This is a genomic window from Streptosporangium sp. NPDC049078 (genome assembly GCF_040648855.1).
In the GTDB taxonomy this organism is placed as follows: Bacteria; Actinomycetota; Actinomycetes; order Streptosporangiales; family Streptosporangiaceae; genus Streptosporangium.
In genome coordinates this window covers 25,586-48,094 of the sequence record NZ_JBEZEL010000018.1, presented here as the reverse complement: position 1 = coordinate 48,094, position 22,509 = coordinate 25,586, and the positions used below count along the sequence as shown (strand labels likewise).

Genomic DNA, 22,509 nt, shown 5'->3' with positions numbered 1-22,509 from the left:
CCTTTTAAGGGCGCGAGGAGCGACCTGATGGCGTTCGATCGCCTCCCGGATGGGCCCCCGCCCGCCCTCTGCGGGAAAAACGGTGAGAGAGCGGGCGGGAGGCGGTCAGGGGGCGGTACAGGTGACGGTGGAGGGGACCCCGTTGGTGCCGGTCCAGGAGGCGCCGAAACCGAACGAGGTGGAGGCTCCGGGGGCCAGGACGCCGTTCCAGCTCACGTTCTTCACGGTGACGGCCGCACCGGTCTGGGTGTGGGTGCCGCTCCAGAGCTGGGTGATCGTCTGACCGTTCGGGAACGACCACTTCACGGTCCAGCCGGTGGTCGCCGAGGTGCCGGTGTTCTTTACGGTCACCTCGCCCTGGAAACCACCGGGCCAGGAGTTGGACACCGCGTAGGTCGCGGTGCAGCCGCCGCCGACCTGCCCGGCGAGGGTCTTGAAGGTCACCGGGACGGAGGCCTCCGAACTGTTGCCCGCCGCGTCACGGGCGATCACGTAGAAGGTGTACGACGTGTCGGCGGTCAACCCGGTGAGCGCGAACGACGGCGAGGTCGGCGACCCCACCTTCACGTCCGTCGCCCCCGCCTCACGGTAGACGTCGTAACCACTCACCCCGACCGCGTCCGTCGAAGCCGCCCAGGTCAACGTCGCACCCGACGACGTGATCGCCGAAGCCACCGGAGTGCCCGGCCTGGTCGGCGGGACGGTGTCGACCTGCCCGGCGAGGGTCTTGAAGGTCACCGGGACGGAGGCCTCCGAACTGTTGCCCGCCGCGTCACGGGCGATCACGTAGAAGGTGTACGACGTGTCGGCGGTCAACCCGGTGAGCGCGAACGACGGCGAGGTCGGCGACCCCACCTTGACATCCGTCGCCCCCGCCTCACGGTAGACGTCGTAACCACTCACCCCGACCGCGTCCGTCGAAGCCGCCCAGGTCAACGTCGCACCCGACGACGTGATCGCCGAAGCCACCGGAGTACCGGGCCTGGTCGGCGGGACGGTGTCGGGGGGCGGGACGGTCCCGTCGTTGTCGGCGTACAGGATGCCCCGGCCGTTGGTGCCCAGGTAGACGCGGCCGTAGACGCGCGGGTCGCCGGTGATCGCCTCGCCCGCGTTGCCGTACTGGTGCTTGTCGTCGTTGATCCGCACCCAGCTCGCGCCGGTGTCGTCGGAGCGGAAGACGCCGGTCACGCCGCCGATCGTGGCGAGGGTGTACAGCGCCTGGTAGCCACCGGCGGTGGCGGATTTGCCGAAGCCGATGTTGACGGCGTCGGTGACGCCGGACAACTTGGTGAACGACGCGCCGCCGTTGGTGGAGCGCCAGATGCCCGAGGCGGCGCCCGCGCTGTTCGCGGGTCCGGTCAGCCAGATGTCGCCCTCGCGGCCGGGTACGGCCTTGAACTTGACGTTGCCCTCGGCGGGCAGTCCGGTCGCGGCGGTGGCCGTGAAGGAGACGCCGCCGTTGGTGCTGGCGTAGAACTTTCCGCCGCTGAAGCCGTAGAACCTGTTGGAGTTCACCCGGTCGGACTCGACGACGGCTCCCGTCGGGAGTCCGGTGGAGGGGGTCCAGGTGTTGCCGTAGCCGACCGAGTAGTGCACGCCCACGCCCTTGGGCGCCCAGACGAACCGGGAGCCGTTCGCCGCGGCGGCGATCGTGCCGCCCTCGTTGACGCCACCGGGTTCGGTGCCCTGGAACCAGTTGGCGCCGCCGTCGGTGGAGAACGCGGCGTGACTGTCGTTCGGCCGGTCGGCGTCGGTGAAGTTGCCCGCGCGGACCATGACCGACGGGTTGGTCTCGGCGTAGTCGAGGCTGGTCGTCGAGGTGAAGACCGGCGAGGTGAACAGCATGGGCGGTACGGCGTCGAGGTTGGTGTGCCGGAAGCCGCCCAGGTCACCCAGGGCACTGACCAGCGGGGCGCCGGTCGGCGGGCTGATCAGGTCGAGGACTGCGGTCTCCTCAAGCCCCTTGACCATGGGCTTGATGGTGAACTTGCCGCCGGTGTCCCACTTCTTGAGGTCCTCGGTGCCGTAGATCGTGGCACCGGTGCCGTACATCATCCGGTTGCCGTCGAACGGGTCGATCTCCAGCGACTCCGTCATCCAGCCGAGCTTGGGGGTCGTCTCCGGCGGCTGCGGGTTGGTCCCGAAGGTCAGCCACGGCGAGGAGGAGATGTCCATCGTGTAGCGGAGGCTGCGGTCCGGGTAGGAGGTGAAGTCCCAGACGCGGGTCCAGGTCGCGCCGGAGTCGGTGGACCTGAAGAAGATCACGTCCGGCCACCAGGAGATCTGGGTCGCGACCATGATCGTGCCGGGGTTCTGCCGGTCGATCGTGAGGCCGCTGTAGCCGAAGTAGTTGTCGGACGAGCTGGAGGGGATCGGGCTGATCTGGGTCCAGGCCCCGGTGGTGGTGTTGAGCTTCCACACGTCGCCCTTGGAGCCGTCGTACGGACCGCCGGTGTCACTGGTGGCGATGTAGAGCGTGCGGCTGACGCGGTCGAACACGCCCTTGTGCGCCATGTAGCCGGTGGGCTGTCCGGCGACCCTGCTCCAGGTGGTCCCGCCGTCCGAGGAGCTGTAGACGGTGTTCGCCTTGTCCGCGACGCCCACGTAGATCTTCTGTGTCGTGTTCCCCGCGGTTCCCGAGGTCGGGTCGAAGGTCACCCAGACCACGCCGGGACGGTGGCTGAGGTAGCCGTTGGGATCGGAGGGGTCCTGGGCGTAGTTCCCCGGGTTGGGGAAGCTCGCGACCTTGGCCCAGGTCACCCCCTTGTCGGTGCTGCGCCACAGGCCGTTGCCGTCGGGCGCGCCGAGGTAGACGACGCTGTTCCTGTTGGGGTCGACGGCGAGCCGCTCCCCCATCCCCCGGCCCGGCATGTTGCCGCCGAGTTTGAAGGGCAGCGATGTGGCCTGCCAGGTCTCGCCCTTGTCCGCGGAGCGCAGGATGGCCCCGTTGTTGGGGTCCCAGCTGTTGGTGTACATCCCGGCGGCGACGTAGACACGGTTGGTCTCCACCGGGTCGGTGGCGAGGCTGACCACACCGTTGTAGCCCCACTTGTCCCAGCCCACCCAGTCGAGCAGCGGGGTCCAGCTCTTGCTCGCCTGTTCCCAGCGGTACGCGCCGCCGATGTCGGTGCGGGCGTAGATCAGATTTTTCTCGGTCTGGTTGAAGATGATCCCCGGCACGAACCCGCCGCCGTCGATCCTCACGTTCTTCCACTGGTACGTCTCCGCGGCGGCCGCGGAACCGGTCCCGGTCGCCACCGTCTTTGTCGCGGCCTTCACCGCGGTCTTCGCCGCGGTCCCCGACGCGGACGCCTGGGCGCCCCCGACGGCCGCGCCGACCGACGCGCACGCCACCGCCACGGCGGCGAGCATGCTGAACAGCCTTCTTCGCATGTACGGCTTCCCTTCGCAATGCAACGGACAAACCGCCATGCACGATCAGGTGACGGGACCCTGACCTTCGACCGCCATGATGCGCGTGCATGAACGCCCAGAGGTTCACATGCCGGACCCCGGATCGTCAATAGTTTGACTAGACAACTAACAAACCTACGGTGAATCCCCCGGGGGGGGCATCGGCGCTCCCGCAGGGGCGCGCCCTGTCGCCCGTCGCCGCCGCCCATTGCCCTAGGTGCGGGATCGGTGCGAGAACGCCACACCGGAGCCGCGCGCGGGAGCGACACGGGGCATCGGCCCCGGCCCGCGGGACGGACCTCCTCACACCTCGCAGGGAGCGCAGCTCTGGCGGGGCGGGAGCATCAGGCGCGAGCCCGGTCCTCTCGCGGCGGCCACGTCGTCGGGGTTGGCGAGCGCGCAGCGGTCCAGGGAGAGGCACCCGCAGGCGATGCAGTCGGTCAGGCCGTGGCGGAGCCGTTCGAGCTGCCTGATGCGGTCGTCGAGCTCGTCCTGCCACACCGTCGAGAGCCTCGCCCAGTCCTCCCTGGTGGGGGTGCGCTCGTCGGGAAGCGCCGACAGCGCCTGCTGGATCGTCCTGAGCGGGATCCCGACGCGCTGGGAGACCCTGATGAAGGCGATCCTGCGGAGCGTGTCACGGGGGAAACGGCGCTGGTTACCCGCGGTGCGACGGCTGCGGATCAGCCCCTTGGCCTCGTAGAAGTGCAGGGCGGAGACCGCGACCCCGCTGCGCGCGGAGAGCTGGCCGACACTCATCTCCGGATTGTTGGGCATGCGCCAGTCTAACTTGACCTCAATCAACATTGAGGTTACAGAGTGAGTACATGACATTCACGGAGGCGGAGCTCGCCTATCTCGAAGGGCAGCGCCTGGGCCGACTGGCCACCACGGGCCCCGACGGTTCCCTGCAGAACAGCCCGACCGGTTTCCGCGTCGACACCGAGACCGGCGTCGTCGACATCTACGGCCGCGCGATGGGCACCACCAGGAAGTTCCACAACGTCCGGACGAATCCGCGGGTGGCCTTCGTGGTCGACGACGTCGCCTCCACCGACCCCTGGCGGGTGCGGGGCGTGGAGATCCGGGGTGAGGCCGAGGCCGTCGAGGACCACGAACCGCCCTCCCCGTACCTGAGCCGGGAGATCATCCGCATCCATCCCCGGCGGATCATCTCCTGGGGCGTCGACCCCACCCAGGAGGGCATGAGGGGCCGTGACGTCTGACTCCGCGTCCTCGGGCGCTTCTTCTGCGGGAAAGAGCCATCAGGTTTGACCTCCTCTCCTCCCTGAAGGGAGGGGATTCCCCACGGTCGCCCGTGAGGGTTCCTGCTTCACCGCCAGTCGCCCGCCAGGAGGATTCCCCTTTGAGGTCTTACACCGGCTCCACAGGCGTTTTACCTCTCCGCCAGCCCGGCGGCGAGGATGTTCTTGGCGGCGTTCACGTCCCGGTCATGGACCGCGCCGCAGGCGCACACCCAATCGCGGACACCCAGCGGCATGGACCGCTGGAGGGCGCCGCACGCCGAACACAGCTTGGACGAGGGGAAGAACCGGTCCACGACCAGCAACTCCCGCCCATACCAGGCCGCTTTGTACTCCAGCATGGACCGCATCTGGCGCCAGGAGGCGTCGCAGACGGCGCGAGCCAGGCTGTGGTTCTTGACCATGTTGCGCACGGTGAGGTCTTCGATCACGACCGTTTGGTTCTCACGGACGAGACGAGTGGTGACCTTGTGCAGATGGTCGCGGCGACGGTCGGCGATGCGGGCGTACACGCGGGCGAGGGCGAGTTTCGCCCTGGCCCGGTTCGCCGACCCCTTCTCTTTGCGGGAGAGGTTGCGCTGAGCCTTGGCGAGCTTCTTGCGGTCGGCCCGCTCATGCTGGGGGTTGACGATCTTCTCTCCGGTCGACAGCGTCGCCAAAGCCGTGATGCCCGCGTCCATCCCGACCGCGTTGGTCGTCGGGTCAAGCGGCCGGATGGTGTCTTCGCACAGGATGGAGACGAACCAGCGGCCCGCCGCGTCCTTCGACACCGTCACCGTGGACGGCTCTGCTCCTTCGGGCAGTGGGCGCGACCACACGACGTTCAGCGGGCCGTCCAACTTCGCCAGGGTGAGCTGACCGTTCCGGTATTTGAACGCGGAGCGGGTGTACTCGGCCGACAGCCGGGACTTCTTGCGGGACTTGAAGGCCGGGTACTTCGCCCGTTTGGCGAAGAAGTTCGTGAACGCCGCCTGAAGGTGGCGCAGTGCCTGCTGAAGCGGCACCGAGGAGACCTCGTTCAAGAACGCGAGGTCGTCGGTTTTCTTCCACTGCGTGAGCGCGGCCGACGACTGCACGTAGGAGGTCTTGTGGCCTTGCAGCGTGTAGGCGCGGGTGCGTTCTTCGAGGGCTTTGTTGTAGACCAGGCGCACGCAGCCGAACGTCCGGGCAAGCTCTTCGGCCTGCTCGGGGGTCGGGTAGAAGCGGAACTTGAACGCCCGCTTCACGGTCTGCGCCATACCTCACATTCTAACGCAAGATCAGCTAACAATGGACGTGTGTTCGATTTCAGATCCGTGCCGTGCTGTGCCGCGTTTACTCTCCGGCCTGAAGGCCGGAGTATCCACGCTGGAGGTATATGAATGGCGCATGACGAGAACACTGGTGCTGGGTGGCGGGGGCGTGGCGGGCATCGCCTGGGAGGCGGGGATCGTCACCGGTCTGCGCCGGGCCGGCATCGAGCTGGGAGAGGCGGACCTGATCATCGGCACCTCCGCCGGATCGGTGGTCGGGACGCTCGTCGCCACCGAGGCCGACCTGGAGAGCGCGGTCGGCGTCCAGGCGGAAACGGGGGTCTCGAACGTCTCGACTGCCTCGAACGCCTCCGCCGTCGACATGGAGGCGGTGATGGCCGCCTTCGGCGTGCTCTACGACCCGTCCCTGGAACCCCTGGAGGCCCGGCGCCGGGTCGGCGAGATGGCCCTCGCGATGCAGGACACCGGTGCCAGGATCGAGACGATCGGCGACCGGCTGCCCGTCAAGGAGTGGCCGGAGCGCCGCCTGCTGATCACCGCCGTCGACACGGGGACCGGCGAGTTCGTGGTCTGGGAGCGCGAATCGGGGGCTCCACTGGTGGCGGCGGTCGCCTCCAGCTGCGCGGTCCCGTGCGTGTTCCCTCCGGTGGAGATCGGGGGGCGCCGCTACATGGACGGCGGGGTCCGCTCGGCGACGAACGCCGACCTGGCGGCGGGCAGCTCCGCCGTGGTCCTCCTGGAACCGCTGGCGCACGTCTCACCGAGGTCCCGCCTCGAAGCCGAACTCGCCGAACTGGGTGAGGCCACCGTCGCCCACGTCGTCCCCGACGAGGCGTCGGTCGCCGTGTTCGGCACCAACGTCCTCGACCCGGCCCTGTGGCGCCCCGCCTTCCAGGCCGGCCTCGCCCAGGCGCCCGCCGCCCAGGAGAGCGTGGCCAGGGCCTGGAAGGACTGAGATCGTGACCGGCCGGAGGCGGACCTACGACAGGTTCTCTCGCGGGGTGCACGGGGGTACACCGAGGGCTGCGACGGAACGTGCGGCGACCCCCTCGGTGCCCCCGGCGGGATTCACCGCGGAGAGAGGGTGAGCGGGGTGGCTCCGCTGTGGGTGGTGAGCGGGCCACCGGGGGCGGGGAAGTCCACCGTGGCGGCGGCGCTGCTCGCGCTGCTCGACCCGGTTCCCGCGCTGCTCGACAAGGACACCGTCTACGGCGGTTTCGTCGCGGCCACCCTCCGCGCCCACGGACGTGACGACGGGGAGCGCGAAGGCCGCTGGTACGACCAGAACATCAAGCGTTATGAATACGAGGGGTTGACCGAGGTCGCCCGCCAGATCCGCTCCCACGGCTGTCCGGTGATGCTGGAGGGCCCCTTCACCACCCAGGTGCACGACGCGACGGTGTGGGGACGCTGGGTCGAGCGGCTGGGCGGCCCGCCCGTGCGTCTCCTCTGGATCCGTTCGGACGGCCCCGCGCTGCGGGCCCGGCTGGAGGCGAGAGGGCTCGCGAGGGACGCGGGCAAGCTCGACCGCTTCGAGGACTACCTGCGGGCGATCAGGGTGGACGAGCCGCCCGTCGTGCTCCACGACGAGATCGACAACCGTCCCGGCGCCCCCTCGCTCACGTCGCAGCTGGAAAGACTCGTCACCTCCCGGGGCGCTGAGGACGCTGAGGACACCGAGGACACTGCCCGGGCCTGAACGCCCGGTGACGGAGAGGGCAGCGTTCAGGGGACCTGGAAGCGGTCGTCCCTGGCGTCGGTGATCGCCATGTGGCCCGGGAGATGGCCGATGGCGAAGGACACCCCGCTCGCCATGACGGCCGCCTGCGGCGTAACCCCGCAGGCCCAGAAGACCGGGGTCTCCCCCGCCCGCACCTCGACGGGATCGCCGAAGTCGGGGACGCCGAGGTCGGCGATCCCGATCTCCTCGGGGGCGCCGACGTGGATCGGTGCTCCGTGCACGGCCGGATATCTCGCGGTCACCCGTACGGCGGCCGGAACCAGGGAGGCCGGGACGGGGCGCATCGAGACGACCAGCGGGCCGCCCAGCGATCCCGCGGGACGGCAGGCGATCGAGGTGAGATACATGGGCACGTTCGTCCCCGTCTCGATGTGCCGTACCGGAACCCCGGCCCTGAGCAGCGCGTCCTCGAAGGTGAAGCTGCAGCCGAGCAGGAAGGCGACCAGGTCGTTCCGCCAGAGGTCGCGCACGTCGCCGACGTCGGCCACGGCCCTGCCGTCCTGGTAGACGCGGTAGGCGGGCAGGTCGGTGCGAAGGTCGCCGCCGAACAGGACGGTGCTCACCGCACCGGGATCGCCGACGTCCAGGACCGGGCAGGCGACGGGGTTGCGCTGGGCGAACAGGAGCAGGTCGTAGGCGAGTTCGCGGGGCACGGCGAGCAGGTTGGCCTGGGTCCAGCCTCGGCACCACCCCGCGGTGGGCACTCGCAGCCCCTCCCTGAAGTGACTCCGGGCCCGCGCCGGGGTGAGCGCCGCTACGTCCATCGGCGGATCATAACCTCGGCGCCGTCCGCCGCCCAGCGTTCCCCGGCCGCGGGCGAGGATACGGATGCTGGATATCGGTGTCTGCGACAGCCGAAACTTCGGCGCAACTCCGGTCCCTGGAATCTCGGATGTCGGACACCGCTGTCAGACTCCGGCCGGCGGGGGCGGCTGTCCTCAAAGCGAGACGGCCGGAAAGAGACTAACGGCCATCCATAAATACCCAAATTAAGGCGCCTAAAACGTTTTTGGAACGATTCGACAAAATTGAGTCATATTTCATGACAAGTTTGCATTGCAGGTATAACGCCCCGGCCTTACGTTCCCGGTATGGATCTCGAGCTCCGACACCTCAAGATCGTGCGCGCGGTGGCACAGGCCGGCAGCGTCACCAAGGCCGCCACCCACCTCGGATTGGCCCAACCCGCGCTGACGGCGCAGCTCAAACGGATAGAGCGGGTTCTCGGGGGAGCTCTTTTCGAACGCGACCACAACGGCGCCAGGCCCACGCCCCTGGGGCAGCTGGTCCTGTCACGTGCGCTGGTGCTGCTGCCCGCGGCCCGCGAGCTCCAGGAGGAGGCACTTCGATTCGCCAACGCGAACGCCGACCTTCCCAGCTACCGGCTGGGCGCAACCCACGGCCCGATACTCGGCGGCCTGGTGGACCGCCTCGCCACCGCCTGGCCGTCCACCCCGGTGAGCACCCACACCTCCTGGTCCGCGAGAGAGCTCACCGCCATGGTGATGCTGGGCCGGATCGACTTCGCGTTCATCGGCGCCTGCGGAGAGAGCCCTCCGCCGGTGGAGGGGCCGGTGGTGTGGTCGACCGTGGGGACCGACCCGGTCTTCGTGCTGCTCAACGAGGACCATCCGCTGGTGGACAGGAAGGAGGTGGAGCTCGCGGAGCTGGCCGACGAACAGTGGACGGTGACCCCGGGCGACGGCTGCTTCGGCGACTGCTTCGCCACGGCCTGCGCCCGCGCCGGCTTCACCCCCAAGACCATCTACGAGACCGACGTGGCCACCTGCATGCACCTGGCCAAGGTCGGACGCGCCGCCGCGCTGTGTCAGGCGACCTTCCAGCCCGCCGAAGGGCTGAAGCTGGTACCGCTCGCCGGGGCCCCGCTGCGCTGGCGGCAGCTGCTCGGCTGGCACCCGGAGGCCGCGAGCGCCACGGTCGCGGCGTCGATCCTCGAACACGCGAAGGCCGCGCATTCCGACGCGATCGGACGGAGCAGACGATACGCGGCGTGGCTGACCGAGAACCCCCGGCTGGGCACCTCGCCATAACGTGACGGTAGGGGGCATCTGATAGAGGCGCGCCTCAGGTGCACCCCGTTACGTTGACGGCACCCCCCGAAGGGTTCCAGAGACCAGGCCGGTCCGCCGCCCCCGCGGCCCGGCCGTCCCCGCCGCCCTTCCCCGCCACGAGCTTGTGCGAGCTCCTGGCGGGGAGGGCGGCCTCTCCACGTCCGGGCGTCGAGAACAATGGGGGGATGAGCGACCTTCTGACGCTGAGCGAGGGCGCGGTGCTGACGCACCTCGCCACCCGGGCCGAGCTGGCGAGCGGGGTGCTGCCCGCCTCCGACGACCTGCGGCTGTGGGCACGGCTGGCCGACGGTGCGGGGGTTCCCCTGGCGGGCGGCGGCCGGGTGCGGACCTCGCTCGACACCGGCGAGCCCGTCCTGACCGGACCCGACGGCTGGCTCGCCGGGGTGGAGCCGGAGCAGGTGATCGCGCTGCGGTTGCGCGGCGGCACCCTGGAACTGTCGGTCACCGAGTTGGACGACGTCCCCGCCGAACGGGTGATGCGGGTCGTCCAGGAGTTCGGCGAGCAGGCGCTCGACGCGCTGCGCGCCTTCGCGGAAGGGCTGGAGCCCAGTCCCGGCGTGCCGGTCGACGTCGTGGTCCTGGAGCTGCTGATGAAGGCCCCCGAGACCTTCGCCGACCCGCTGCCGCCGCTGTCCCCGCTGCTGCTCAACGCCTCGCTGGAGCTGCGCGAGGGCCGGGTGGGCATCGTGGGCGCCCCGTGGGACACGGCGTCGGTCGCCGACCTGGCCCCGCTGGACATCATCAGGCTCGCCCTGGTGCGCAGCGCGCTGCGCACGTACGGGGAGGGCGCCGACCTCTCCAAAGCCGTCACCTACCTGTCGCGGTCGGACGCGGTGCTCGCGAGGGTCGCCGACGAGGTGGAGCGCGAGCCGCTCGGCCCGGCACTGGTCGAGGCACTGCCCCGCACCGAGCCGGCCGCTCTGCTGCTGATCGCGAGGTCCGCCGAGGGCGAGGGCCGTTCGTTCGAGGCTGCAGGGCTGATCTCCGAGGTGCTCTCCCTCTCCCCCGATCTGGCACCGGCCGTTCGCGACGCGGCCGAGTACGCCGCGTGCCGCACCACCCCCGGGGCTCCGCTGCCCGAGCGGGCCGCGCACCTGTTCCGGCAGCTGCTCACGTACGCCTACCGCCCGGCCCGCAGGCGGCTGATCGAGGATCTGATCGCGCTGAGTGTCCGGGTGGCGGAGCCCGCCCTCGCGGACCTGGCGCTGTTCGAGAACGACGTCGTCGGCGAGTTCCTGGACGCGCGGGCCGAGTGGCTGCGCGACGACGAGGTGGAGCTGCTGGAGTCCTGGCGGCGGACGCCGCTGCGGCTGTGGGAGGTCCTCGACGTGTCCGGGGACGAGATCACCGTGGCCGCCCTCGGGGACGGGACCGGAGAGCGGGTGAGGCTGGTCGACGAGTTGCTCTCCGGGCAGGCGATACCGGGCGACCTGATGCTGACCAGGCTGCTGGACGACGGGACGGGGCCGCACGTGTTCGGTCACCCGTTCAAGGTCGATCCCGAACGCGGGGAGGAGATGCTCGCCCTGCTCTCCGACCCCGTCGACCCCTACGCGGTGGCCGCCTTCTTCAGGCGCCCCCGGCGGGCACCCGCCGCCGCCCCCGGCACGGACGCGGCCGAGGCGGCGGACTCCACGGTGACGGACGACGACACCGGCCGCTGAACGGACAAAGGGGGGCGAAAGCCCGTCAGAGGGTGCGCAGGAAGGCCAGGCCCGTGGTCGCGAGGTCGTCCTGCGTGTCGGCGAGGGGGCGCCAGATCGAGGCGGCCGTGGCGATCGTCCGGTTGTGCGCGGTGAACGACTCGATGCAGAGCGGTCCCCGGTAGTCCACGGCGCGCAGCGCGTCGGCGAGGGCGGGCCAGTCCATGTGGTCGGCCCCCGGCGCACCGCGGTCGTTCGCGCACACCTGCACGTGCGCGACGAGATCCCCGGCCAGCCGTACGGCCGCCGCCGGGTCCCGCTCCTCGATGTTCATGTGATAGACGTCCAGCGCGAGGCCGACTCCCGGGATCCCGCCGACCGCCTCGACGGCCTGCTCGACGGTGTTGACCAGGCTGGTCTCGTAGCGGTTGAGCGGTTCGACGGCGACCGTCACCCCGCGTTCCGCCGCGTACGCGCCGACCGGGGTCAGGTTCTCCCGCAGCTCGGCGTAGCAGCTCTTGCGCTCCTCCTCCGACATCCGCCAGGTCCGCCCCACCGAGGCGTAGGCGGGTCCGCCGATCACCGGGCTGCCCACCGTCACGGCGGCGTCCACGCATCGCCGCAGGTAGTCCTGGGTGTCGGCGACCGTCGCCGCGTCGGCGCCGACCAGTTCCCTGCCCGGTGGCATGACGAGGACCACCGAGGCCTTCAGCCCGAGGCTCCCCAGCAGTTCGGCCGCCCGCGCGGGATCCCAGTCTCCGGCCTGCTCCACCGGTAGCTCGATCACGTCGAACCCCCAGTCGGCCACCTTCGGCGCCAGCCGGGCGAGATCCTCGTCCGTCAGCGGCGAGACCCATACCCACGTGTTGACCCCGATGGGGAACATCGGCAACCCCTTTTCGTGCTGAACGCGTACTCGATGTCTCCGAGCCCGTCGGCGGACTCGTCTGGCGGGCCCTTCGTGAGCCTCGTGGCACCGGGCTCCGGGCACCGTCTCGCGGTGCCCGGAGCCCGGTGGATCCGCCTTGCTCACCGCCCTGGCCGGGGGGATCGCCCCGGCCCGCGGGGAGATCGGCCTTACTTACCGCCCCAGGCGGCGGGGAAGTCCGGCAGCTTCTCGCAACCGCAGAGCGCGTAGTGCAGCGGCGGCATGTTGGGCTGCAGGTAGGTGTCCAGGTTCTCGGAAGTGATCTTGGGCTGGGGCAGCTTCCAGGTCTTGGGCACCTCCTCACCCTTGAGGATCTTCAGGGCGGCGATGATCGGGGTGCGCCACTGGTAGGTGGGGTAGGTCGGTGCGACGGCCGTGAGGCCACCGCTCTTCCACTTCTGCAGGAAGTCCTGCTGGTCCTCGCCGACGATCGCCGGCACCGGGACCCCGGCGTCCTCGAACGCCTCGACGGCCGCCACGGCGGTCGCGCCCGCGTCCATCCACACCCCGTCGATCTTGCCGTGCCGCTGGATGTAGTCGCTCACGATGCTCTTGGTCTTGGCCGCGTCGCCGTCGGTGAACTCCACCCCGACCACGTCGAGCTGGCTCTGGTCGAAGGTGACCTTCGCCGCCGACCAGCGGGTCTCCAGCACGTCGACGCCCGGCAGGATCCGCAGCGCGAGGACCTTGCCCCCTGCCGGCACCTTCTCCACCAGGAACTCGGCGCCGTCGGCGCCGAAGGCGTAACCGCCGATGGGGTTGATGAACGTCACCGGGCAGTCGGTCTCCACGCCTCGGTCGAAGACGATCACCGGGACCTTGGGGCAGGCGCCCGTCACCGCGGGGGTGAGCGTCGCGGTGGTGTTGGGCGAGACGATCAGAGCGTCACAGCCCTTGCCGACCAGCTCGGCGATGTCGGAGATCTGCTTGTCGTCCTTGCCCTCCGCGTCGAGGGCGGTGAACTTCTTGATCTCCTTGTGCAGCGCCACCTCGGCCTGCATGGTCTTCCAGCCCACCTGCCGCCACGGGTTGTTCACCGCCGCGTTGGAGAAGCACAGGTTGTAGGGACCGTCCTTCTTGTACTTGGCCGTGTCCACCATCTCCGGGGCGATGGCCTGCTCCCACGGCTTGTCCGCGGGCCCCTCCGCGCTCTGGGCCCGCATGGCGAGCTGGGCGTCGTAGTCGGCCTGGACGAAGAACTTCGACTGCTCTCCGGTGTTGGAGGACGCGGCGGTGGAAGGGGCGGCCGCCGAGCTCTCCGGCGCCGCGCTTGAGGTCACCGGCTTGTCACTGGCGCATCCCGCGGCGAGCAACATCGCGGAGACACCCGCGACGAGCACCGTGATCGATCTGTTCAAAGAAGGCTCTCCTTGTTTCTCTGGGGGGGCGTTCAGACGCGTAGGGCGCGCCTGAACGGAAGCCGTACGGAACTCGCCGCGACGGCGGCGATGATGATCACGCCCTGGACCGCGAACTCCAGGGCCCCCGAGATCCCGTACAGGTTGAGCAGGGTGAACAGCGCTTCGAGGGTGAAGGCCCCGGCCATCGCGGCGACCACGGAGCCGCGCCCGCCACCGAGCGCGACGCCACCGAGGACGACGGCCGTGATGGCCTGGAACTCCAGGCCCTGCCCGACCTGGGCCGAGACGCCCGCGAAGCCGCCGAGCAGGATGCCCGCGACGGCCGCGGCCAGGCCGGAGATGACGAAGGCGGCGATCCTGGTCCGGTCGACCCTCACCCCGGACAGTCCCGCCGCGCGTTCGTTGTCGCCGGTGGCGATGAGCCGCTTGCCGAAGTCGGAGCGCATGAGGAGGATCGCCGCGGCGCCCGCGACGAGAAGAATGAGCACCGACCAGGGCACCGGGCCGAGGTCCCTGCGACCGAACATCCGGAACGTCTCCGACAGCGCGCCGCGCGGGGCGCCACCGGTCCACAGGAACACCGCGCCGGACAGCACGAGCATCATGCCGAGCGTGGTGATGAACGACGGCACCCTCAGCTTGGTGGTGATGGCCCCGTTGGCGAGCCCGACCAGCAGCCCGATCACGATCAGCAGGGCCAGCACCGGCCAGGTCGCCTGCTCCTGCCCGTCGATCAGCCGGGCGGCCACCACGACCTGCACGGTGACGAGCGACCCCACCGACAGGTCGAACTCCCCCGAGACGATCACGAAGTACTGCCCGGCGGCCAGGATGACCAGCGGTGCGGCTCTCTTGAGAAAGGCGAGGAACCCGGCGGGTTCCAGGAAGAACGGGTTCACCAGCGCGATCAGCACCAGCAGCACCGCCAGCACGGCGAGGATCGGCCCCATGGACCTGAGGGCTCTCATCGGGATCGCCTCCTCGCGCCGCGGCGGGCGTAGACGGCCACGGCGACGACGATCACCAGGCCGCGGACCACGTCCTTGAAGAACGCGTTGACCTCCAGCTGGTTGAAGACGCTGTCGAGCACGGCGAGCAGCAACACCCCGCCGACCGTCCCGGCGACCCCGCCCCTGCCTCCGGCCAGGGCCGTACCGCCGAGTACCACCGCGGCGATCGACTCCAGGTCGTAGCCGCCGTCGGTGCCGACCGTGGGCGCGCCCGCGCCGAGCCTGCTCGCCAGCAGCAGCCCGGCGACGCCCGCGCAGACCGAGCACAGGATGTGCGCGGCGACGACGATCCTGCCGGTCCGTACGCCGGACAGCCTGGCCACCTCCTCGTCACCGCCGACCGCGTAGATCCGGTACCCGAGCCTGGTGCGGCGCAGCAGGAACCAGGCGGCGAGCGCGACGGCGGCCCACAGCAGCGCGGAGACGGGGACCGGTCCGATCCTGTCGTAGCCGAGCCGCTGGAAGGATTCGGGCACGCTGCCCGCGGGACCGTCGTAGAGGTGGTCCACGATCCCCTTGACGATGAGGGCCGTGCCGAGGGTCGCGATGAAGGCGTGGACGTGCAGCCGGGTGATGACCAGGCCGTTGACCAGCCCGATCAGCGCGCTCACCGCGAGCACCGCCGCGACGCCGGGGACGATCCCGCCGTCCTGCCCGGCCATGATCTCGGCCGCGACGAGGGAGGTGAGGCTGATCAGGTACGCCACCGACAGGTCCAGCGACCCGACCAGGATCGCCAGCGTCTGACCGACGGCGACGATGCCCAGCGCGGCCGAGCGCTGCTGGATGCCGACGATGGTCTCCAGCGTGAGGAAGTCGCCCCCGTCGAGGGCGACCAGCACCCATCCGACGAGCATGACCCCGGCCAGGGCGAGGTAGATGACCTGGGTCGAGCCGATGCGGCCCGCCAGGGCGCGCCTTCTCTCCCCTTCCTGCGGGACGGGGGCGGCGGGCGCGGCGGTGCCGGTGGCCGCCGCGGGCCTGCCAGGGCCGGTCACGACGTCACCTCACCGGCGGCCAGGCGCATCACGGCCTCCTCCGAGGATCCGGCGGGCAGCGCACCGGCGATGCGGCCGTCGCGCATCACGACGACGCGGTCGCTCATGCCGATCAGCTCGGGAAGCTCGGACGAGATCATCATGATCGCCATTCCGTCCTCGGCCAGGCCGCGCATCAGGTCGTGGATGGCGGCCTTGGCACCCACGTCGACCCCGCGCGTGGGCTCGTCGAAGATCAGGACCTTCGGCGCCACGGTCATCCACTTGGCCAGCACGACCTTCTGCTGGTTGCCGCCGGACAGGTAGCGGACCTCCTGCTCGGGGCGGGGCGGGTGGAGCCGTACCGCCTCCAGGAGTTCGAGGACACCGGTCCCGCCGGTCCCGCCGATCCTGCCGCCGTTGCCGATCCTGCGCACCGAGCGGGAGACCAGCAGGGCGTTGTCCCGTACGGACTGGCGCAGCGCGAGCCCTTCGGCCTTGCGGTCCTCGTTCACCAGGCCGATCCCGGCGGCCACGGCCTGCCGCACCGACGCCGGCCGCAGCGGGCTCATCGTGCCGCGCGTGAACGGCTCGGCGCCGAACAGGGCCTTGGCCAGCTCGGTGCGGCCCGACCCCTGCAGGCCGGCCACGCCGAGGATCTCGCGTTCGCGCAGTTCGAGGTCGATTCCGTCGAGCACGGCGTTGCCTCCGCCGCGCACGCTGAGCCGCACCTCTCCCGGATCCGTGCCCCGGTCGGGGAAGTAGGTGCCGAGGTCGCGGCCGACCATCAGCCGGACCAGCTCGTCGGAGGTGATCTCGGCGGTGTCCGCGGTCCTGACCAGCGTGCCGTCCTTCAGCACCGTCACCCGGTTGGCCAGGTCGAAGACCTCTCGCAGCCGGTGGGAGATGTAGAGGACGGCGATCTTCCGCTCCCGCAGGCGGGCCACCAGCCGGTAGAGCAGCTCCACCTCGTGATCCGCGAGTGCCGCCGTGGGCTCGTCCATCACGATGATCCGGGCGTCCTGGGAGAGCGCCTTGACGATCTCCACGACCTGCTGCTGGGCGATGGAGAGGTGACGGACCAAGTCACGGGGGGTGAAGGAGGTCTCACCGAGTTCCTGGAGCAGCCGGGCGGTGGCTGTCTCCATCGCCTCCCTGTCGACCAGCCCCCGCCGGACGGGCTCGCGGCCCAGGAAGACGTTCTCGGCGACGCTGCGCTCGGGCAGCAGGTTGAACTCCTGGTAGATGATCGCCACCCCGGCGCGCTGCGCCTCGACCGGGTGGGCGAAGGAGACCTCGGTGCCGTCGATCTCGACGCTGCCCTCGTCAGGGGCGTGCACCCCGGCGAGAACCTTCATCAGCGTGGACTTTCCCGCGCCGTTCTCTCCGACGACCGCGTGCACCTCTCCGGCGGCGACCTCCAGATCGACCCCGCTCAGTACGCGGACTCCGAGAAAACTCTTGGCGATGCCACGCATTCTCAGGATCATGAGGCTACCGTCCCCGCGCGAGATACGGCGGCGGGAAAACGCGTCTTAGGTGCCAGGGACACCTGGGATATCAGGGATAGGGCTAACACATCCGAAAATCCGGTCCCGACGTCACCGGATGGTAATCGATTCGTCGGTAACCGGCCGATTTCCTTCATGTGTCCGGATGCTAAAGCGCTCTTATGGCGATGGTCAAGCAAAAGGATGTCACCATTTGGCATAATGAGGCAGGCCGAGCGCCTAAGTCGCTTTGACGCAGCGGAAACAAGGGGTGTTGACTGTGTGCATGTTCAGCGAAGCGAACGGTTCGATCGCCGGTGCGGGGGCGCTTCTCAACATCCTGCGCGACGGTCAGGCCAGAACGAGGGCCGAACTGGTCCAGCTCACCGGGCTGGCCAGGTCCACCCTGGCCCAGCGTCTCGACGCGTTGCTGAGCCAGCAGTGGATCATCCCGACCGAGGAGGCCATCTCCTCGGGGGGCCGCCCCGCCATCGCCTTCACGTTCAACCGCACCGCCCGCGTCGTCCTCTCCGCCGACCTCGGCGCCACCCACGCCCGGGTGGCGGTCACCGACCTCGGCACCACGGTCCTCGCCGAGCGCGCGGCCGAGGTGCCGATAGACCGCGGCCCCGAGGAGACACTCGGCTGGCTCCAGCGCACCTTCGAGGAGATGCTCGCCGAGATCGGCCACCGCCCGGAGGAGATCTGCGGCATCGGCGTCGGCCTCCCCGGCCCGGTCGAGCACAGCTCGGGACGCCCGGTCAATCCGCCGATAATGCCCGGATGGGATGGTTTCCCCGTTCCCGAGTGGCTCGGCTCGCGCCTCGGCGCCCCCGTCCTCGTCGACAACGACGTGAACATCATGGCGCTGGGCGAGCACTGGGCCGCCCGCCCCAGCGCCGACCACCTCATCTTCGTCAAGATCGGCACCGGCATCGGCTGCGGCATCATCAGCGACCGCCGCCTGCACCGGGGCGCCCAGGGCGCGGCCGGCGACATCGGTCACATCCGGGTGGCCTCGGCCCTGGACACCGTCTGCCGCTGCGGCAACATCGGCTGCCTGGAAGCCGTCGCCAGCGGCGCCGCCATGGCCGCCAAGCTGTCCGCGGACGGGGTGGAGGCCGACGACAGCCGCGACGTGGTCCGCCTCGTACGCGCGGGCAACACCGACGCCGTGCAGCTCATCCGGCAGGCGGGCCGCGAGGTCGGCGACGTGCTCGCCTCGATCGTCAACTTCTTCAACCCCTCGGTGATCGTGGTCGGCGGCGACATCTCCGAGGCCGGTGAGCAGGTGCTCGCCGGGCTCCGCGAGGTCATCTACAGCCGGTCGCTGCCCCTCGCCACCCAGCACCTGACGATCACCGCCAGCGAGCTGGGCGACCGCGCGGGGGTGATCGGCGCCGCCGTCATGGTCATCGAGCACGTGCTCGCCCCCGGCAGCGTCGACCGCTCCGTCGCCCTCCCCGCCGTCTGACCGATCCTCGGTGCGGCCTTCGCGATCCACCCCGCCCATCCCGCTTCCCGGCGGGTAGAGGGCCGCGATTCCCCGGCGGGCAGAGGGTCGCGATCCACCCCGCCTGCCCCGCTTCCCGGCGGGTAGGGGGCTTTCCCGATCCGCCCCGGCTCCGGCGGAAAGGCGGGCTCTCAGCGGGGGATCAGCTCCTGCGACGCGCTGAGTTCCCGCGCGAACCAGGCGATGGTACGGCGCAGTCCCTCGATGACGTCGATTTTCGGCCGCCACCCCAGCGCGGAGACGGCGAGGGAGATGTCGGGACGGCGGATCTGCGGATCGTCGTCGGGGCGGCCGACGAAGCGGATCGGTGACTCCGAGCCGGTCAGGTGACGGACCGTCTCGGCGAGGGCCAGCACGCTCAGCTCGGTGGGATTGCCGATGTTGACCGGCCCGGTCATCTCGCCGCGGGCCAGAGCCAGGATCCCCTCCACGGTGTCGTCGACGTAGCACACCGACCGGGTCTGCCCCCCGTCGCCGGCCACCGTGATCGGCTCACCGCGCAACGCCTGGCGCACGAAGGTGGGAATGGCCCGGCCGTCATAGGGGCGCATCCTCGGCCCGTAGGTGTTGAAGATCCGTACGATCGCGGTGTCGGTGCCGTGACAGGTCCGGTACGCGGTGGTCAGCGCCTCGGCGAACCGCTTGGCCTCGTCGTAGACGCTGCGCGGTCCCACCGGGTTGACGTTGCCCCAGTAGGTCTCGCGCTGCGGATGCTCCAGCGGATCTCCGTAGACCTCGCTGGTGGAGGCGAGCACGAGCCGGGCGCCCTTGTTCCTGGCCAGTCCCAGCGCGTGCAGCGTGCCCAGGCTGCCCGCCTTCAACGTCTCGATCGGATGGCGCAGATAGTCCACCGGCGAGGCCGCCGAGGCGAGGTGCAACACCAGGTCCACCTCCCCGGGCACCCGCAGGAAACCCGTGACGTCGCACTCCACCAGCCGGAAGGCGGGCAACCCGACCAGGTGCCCGACGTTGGCCGGCGAACCGGTGAGGAAGTTGTCCAGGCAGACCACCTCCGCCCCCTCGCCCAGCAGCCGCTCACACAGGTGTGACCCGACGAATCCCGCGCCACCGGTCACCACCACCCGCCGCCCGTTCACCGCACCCCCACCTCCATCAGGCGCGCGGCGGCGTCGAGGACGTCCCAGACCCCGATCTCCAGCAGTCCCGGATCGGGCCGGTACCCGTAGGGATCGCCGAGACCTCCCGCCCACAGGACGGTGTGCGGTCCCGCCGGCGGCGGTCCCCACAGCGCGGGCGAGACGGGGCCGAACAGCGTCACGGAGGGGGTGAGGAAGGCGGCCGCCAGGTGAGCCACGCCGGTGTCGCCGCAGATCACCAGCCGCGCCCTCGCCACCAGCCCGGCCAGTTCGAGCAACCCGGTGCGCCCGGCGAGCACGGACGTGGACGGCAGCCCCGCGAGCAGGGCCACCCGTTCGGCGAGGTCCCTTTCCCGTTCGCTCCCCGTGACCACGACCTGGTGCCCGTTGTCCCGCAGTTCCGCGGCCACGAGCGCGAACCGCTCCGGCGGCCAGCGCCTGGCCGGGTACGCGGCTCCCGGGTGGATGACGACCGGCCGCGAGCCCTCGTCGGCGAGGAGAGGGCGCTCCAGCTCCAGATCGGCGGGATCGGCCTCGATGCCGTACCAGCCGAGCAGGTCGCACCAGCGCCGCACCTCGTGCACGCCGTCGGGCCAGTCCGGTCCGTACGCGTCGGGGAAGGCGGGATGCCGGTAGGTCAGCAGTCGCGCCGGGCCGGTGCGGTGCAGCGCGGCGATGCCTCGCCGGCCACCGCCGTACAGGTTGACGGCGACGTCGACGCGCCGCCCGAGGCGCGGCACGTGACCGGGGCCCGACACGTCGCACACCTCGTCCACCCCGCCGATCAACGGCACCAGGGGCGCCAGCGCGGCGGGCGCGGCCAGCACGATCCGGTGGCCGGGGTGGGATCGCCGCAGAGCCCGCAGGGCGGGGACGACGGTGAGCAGGTCACCCAGTCCCAGCCCGCGCAGCACGATCATGACCGGCCGGTCGTCCTCCGGGGCGACGTTCCGCCTCGCGGTGTCACCGCCGGTCTCGCTGCCGGTCTCGCTGCCGGCATCAGAGGGACGCGCATGGTCCGGTACCGGGGGGAATCTCATATGACGACCTCTTTCGCGAACGTCGGGGCGATCCTCATGTGACGACCTCTTTCACAAACGTCAGGTGTTCGACCGCCTCGACGACCCGCGCGCTCGGCACCGACGCCGGACACGGGTGACCGGCGACCGGACGGGCTGCGGCCCACGTCGTCTCGCGGGGCGTCCACCGGTCTCCGAGGAGCACGGCCGGCACCCCGTACGGCGCCCAGCGCCCGGCGGAGGCGAACAGGCCGACGACCGGTGTGCCGACCGCCGCCGCGAGGTGGGCGGGTCCCTCGTCGGCGACGACCACCGCGCACGCTCCTTCGAGCACCGCGGCGAACTCGGGGTAGGTCGTCCTGCCGCCCAGGTCGACGACGGACCTGCCCGGGTGGCCGCCGGGCCGCCCGTCACGCGGACCCGGGTGTCCGTTCGGACCCCGGCCACCCGTCGCGGCCGACCCACCGTCGACCCAGCCCGCCGTGAAGGCGGGCTCGTCCACCTCCCAGCCGCGCAGGCGGGTGGGGCCTTCGCTCATCCAGTCGCCCGCGAAGAGGGGCCCCGGCGACAGGCCGTGCTGCCCGGCGCCGGAGGCGATCCGCGCGGTGAGTCCCCGCTCGTCCCGGTCGCCGGTCACGACGACCCTGCGACCCGAGCGGACCAGGTCGTGGACCACGCGCGCCCAGTTCTCCTCCGGCCACGCCCTGGCGGGTGCCGAGACGCCGGGGTGCAGGACCACGTAGCCCGGCGCCCCGGTGAGGTGGCCGACATCGGGCAGCGGGTGCCGTACGGCGAGGCCGCCCGCGTCTCCCGCCGGGAGCTCGAATCCCGTCGCCGCGGCCAGCCCGAGCATTCGCTCAGGCTCCGGCGTGTCCGCCTCCTCGTCGACGACGTGCCACACGTCGAGCAGCGAGCCCGGATGGTCGGTGGAGATCGCGGCGATCCTCGGCGTGTCCGCCAGCCTGAGCAGCAGGGCCAGCGGCAGCGGAGACCGGTGGTGCGAGGTGAGGATGAGCGCCTGGTCGGGAGCCACGTCACGGACGACGCGCAGCAACCTCAGGACGTGCGTGCCGGTCACGGGCGGCGCGGCGGGATCGATCCACGGCGTACGCCACTCCACCACTCTCGACACCCCGGGCAGCAGTTCGGCGGCGGCCCGGCCGTACGGCCCGGTCAGCAGCACGACCTCCCGCGCGCTCGCGGCCACCGCGCGGATCGCGGGTCCCGCCAGCAGGACATCGCCCGCCTTGTCCAGGCGGGCGACGAGAACGGTGCCGGTCACCGTCGCTCCCCCGGTCGCGTCACGACGTGGGCGATCTCCCCATTGACCAACAAAACAGCCAATGAGTCACGAAATGTCGCATTTTTACCGAGAAATCCCATGGCGCTCGGCCTCTCGTTCGATATCTACTGACTACCGAGAGGAGCGACTACACAAACCGAAAAATCGTACATAAGCGCAGTTAAGAGGATTATGCAATTACTTTTATCACTATAAGTAATCACTGCCGCGATTACCCGGCCCATCGGCCGGGTAACGAAGCACCGCGAGCCCGGACGACCCGGACGACCCGGACGACCCGGACGACCCGGACGACCCGGACGACCCGGACGACCCGGACGACCCGGACGACCCGGACGACCCGAACGACCCGGACGACCCGAACGACCCGGGGGCAGGCACGGGAGGCGGCGGGCGAGGAGCCGA

At 70.5% G+C, this 22,509-nt stretch carries 18 protein-coding genes; 6 read left to right on the top strand and 12 right to left on the bottom strand.

Annotated elements, in window-relative coordinates; genetic code table 11:
- Positions 1-105: 105 nt before the first annotated feature.
- Together AB0B90_RS28815 and soxR are read right to left on the bottom strand one after the other, a co-directional pair.
- Entirely contained in the window at positions 106-3,393 is a 3,288-nt protein-coding gene (locus tag AB0B90_RS28815; RefSeq protein WP_362925789.1) for a cellulose binding domain-containing protein, read from the bottom strand.
- Between the two features lie 324 nt (positions 3,394-3,717).
- Positions 3,718-4,188: a redox-sensitive transcriptional activator SoxR gene (gene soxR, locus AB0B90_RS28810; protein WP_362902528.1), complete on the bottom strand. Its 471-nt coding sequence runs from the start codon at positions 4,186-4,188 to the stop codon at positions 3,718-3,720.
- A gap of 50 nt (positions 4,189-4,238) precedes the next feature.
- Between soxR and AB0B90_RS28805 the strand changes: the two genes are divergently transcribed.
- On the top strand, positions 4,239-4,637 hold the full coding sequence (locus AB0B90_RS28805; RefSeq protein WP_350947355.1) for a PPOX class F420-dependent oxidoreductase: 399 nt from the start codon (positions 4,239-4,241) through the stop codon (positions 4,635-4,637).
- Positions 4,638-4,807: 170 nt separating this feature from the next.
- Here AB0B90_RS28805 and AB0B90_RS28800 read toward each other — a convergent pair whose 3' ends face one another.
- A complete protein-coding gene (locus AB0B90_RS28800; protein WP_362925788.1) occupies positions 4,808-5,914 on the bottom strand; it encodes an RNA-guided endonuclease TnpB family protein in 1,107 nt (368 codons plus the stop codon).
- Positions 5,915-6,044: 130 nt separating this feature from the next.
- Between AB0B90_RS28800 and AB0B90_RS28795 the strand changes: the two genes are divergently transcribed.
- Positions 6,045-6,884 carry a patatin-like phospholipase family protein gene (locus tag AB0B90_RS28795; protein ID WP_362925787.1) on the top strand — a complete coding sequence of 280 codons (840 nt, stop codon included), beginning with the start codon at positions 6,045-6,047 and terminating at the stop codon, positions 6,882-6,884.
- Positions 6,885-7,013: 129 nt separating this feature from the next.
- Positions 7,014-7,628, top strand: a complete 615-nt coding sequence (locus AB0B90_RS28790) for an AAA family ATPase (protein ID WP_362925786.1) — start codon at positions 7,014-7,016, stop codon at positions 7,626-7,628.
- Between the two features lie 26 nt (positions 7,629-7,654).
- Here AB0B90_RS28790 and AB0B90_RS28785 read toward each other — a convergent pair whose 3' ends face one another.
- Entirely contained in the window at positions 7,655-8,434 is a 780-nt protein-coding gene (locus tag AB0B90_RS28785) for a putative hydro-lyase (RefSeq protein ID WP_350947351.1), read from the bottom strand.
- Positions 8,435-8,761: 327 nt separating this feature from the next.
- Between AB0B90_RS28785 and AB0B90_RS28780 the strand changes: the two genes are divergently transcribed.
- Positions 8,762-9,721, top strand: a complete 960-nt coding sequence (locus AB0B90_RS28780; protein ID WP_362925785.1) for a LysR family transcriptional regulator — start codon at positions 8,762-8,764, stop codon at positions 9,719-9,721.
- A 206-nt stretch (positions 9,722-9,927) separates the two neighbouring features.
- A complete protein-coding gene (locus AB0B90_RS28775) occupies positions 9,928-11,427 on the top strand; it encodes a hypothetical protein (RefSeq protein ID WP_362925784.1) in 1,500 nt (499 codons plus the stop codon).
- Between the two features lie 25 nt (positions 11,428-11,452).
- Here AB0B90_RS28775 and AB0B90_RS28770 read toward each other — a convergent pair whose 3' ends face one another.
- From AB0B90_RS28770 to AB0B90_RS28750, 5 genes are all read right to left on the bottom strand, one after another.
- Positions 11,453-12,292, bottom strand: a complete 840-nt coding sequence (locus AB0B90_RS28770; RefSeq protein WP_350947348.1) for a sugar phosphate isomerase/epimerase family protein — start codon at positions 12,290-12,292, stop codon at positions 11,453-11,455.
- A 191-nt stretch (positions 12,293-12,483) separates the two neighbouring features.
- On the bottom strand, positions 12,484-13,692 hold the full coding sequence (locus tag AB0B90_RS28765; RefSeq protein ID WP_362902538.1) for a substrate-binding domain-containing protein: 1,209 nt from the start codon (positions 13,690-13,692) through the stop codon (positions 12,484-12,486).
- Positions 13,693-13,724: 32 nt separating this feature from the next.
- Entirely contained in the window at positions 13,725-14,663 is a 939-nt protein-coding gene (locus AB0B90_RS28760) for an ABC transporter permease (protein ID WP_362925783.1), read from the bottom strand.
- The gene (locus AB0B90_RS28755) at positions 14,660-15,703 is read right to left on the bottom strand and encodes an ABC transporter permease (protein ID WP_362925782.1); all 1,044 of its coding nucleotides are present in this window, start codon (positions 15,701-15,703) and stop codon (positions 14,660-14,662) included. Before AB0B90_RS28755 ends, AB0B90_RS28760 begins: the two co-directional genes overlap by 4 nt.
- Positions 15,700-17,172, bottom strand: coding sequence for a sugar ABC transporter ATP-binding protein (locus AB0B90_RS28750; protein WP_362925781.1), 1,473 nt, complete (start codon positions 17,170-17,172; stop codon positions 15,700-15,702). Before AB0B90_RS28750 ends, AB0B90_RS28755 begins: the two co-directional genes overlap by 4 nt.
- A gap of 286 nt (positions 17,173-17,458) precedes the next feature.
- On the opposite strand from AB0B90_RS28750, the gene AB0B90_RS28745 reads away from it, so the two are divergent.
- Positions 17,459-18,646 (top strand): ROK family protein, encoded by a 1,188-nt coding sequence (locus AB0B90_RS28745; protein WP_350947343.1) that lies wholly within the window; start codon positions 17,459-17,461, stop codon positions 18,644-18,646.
- 170 nt (positions 18,647-18,816) lie between these two features.
- Here AB0B90_RS28745 and AB0B90_RS28740 read toward each other — a convergent pair whose 3' ends face one another.
- Genes AB0B90_RS28740 through AB0B90_RS28730 form a run of 3 tightly spaced genes read right to left on the bottom strand, consistent with a single transcriptional unit; the run spans position 18,817 to position 22,083 of the window.
- Positions 18,817-19,782: a UDP-glucuronic acid decarboxylase family protein gene (locus AB0B90_RS28740; RefSeq protein ID WP_350947342.1), complete on the bottom strand. Its 966-nt coding sequence runs from the start codon at positions 19,780-19,782 to the stop codon at positions 18,817-18,819.
- Positions 19,779-20,822, bottom strand: a complete 1,044-nt coding sequence (locus AB0B90_RS28735; protein WP_362925780.1) for a glycosyltransferase family 9 protein — start codon at positions 20,820-20,822, stop codon at positions 19,779-19,781. Before AB0B90_RS28735 ends, AB0B90_RS28740 begins: the two co-directional genes overlap by 4 nt.
- Before the next feature lie 34 nt (positions 20,823-20,856).
- Entirely contained in the window at positions 20,857-22,083 is a 1,227-nt protein-coding gene (locus AB0B90_RS28730; RefSeq protein WP_362925779.1) for a glycosyltransferase family 9 protein, read from the bottom strand.
- Positions 22,084-22,509 lie beyond the last annotated feature (426 nt).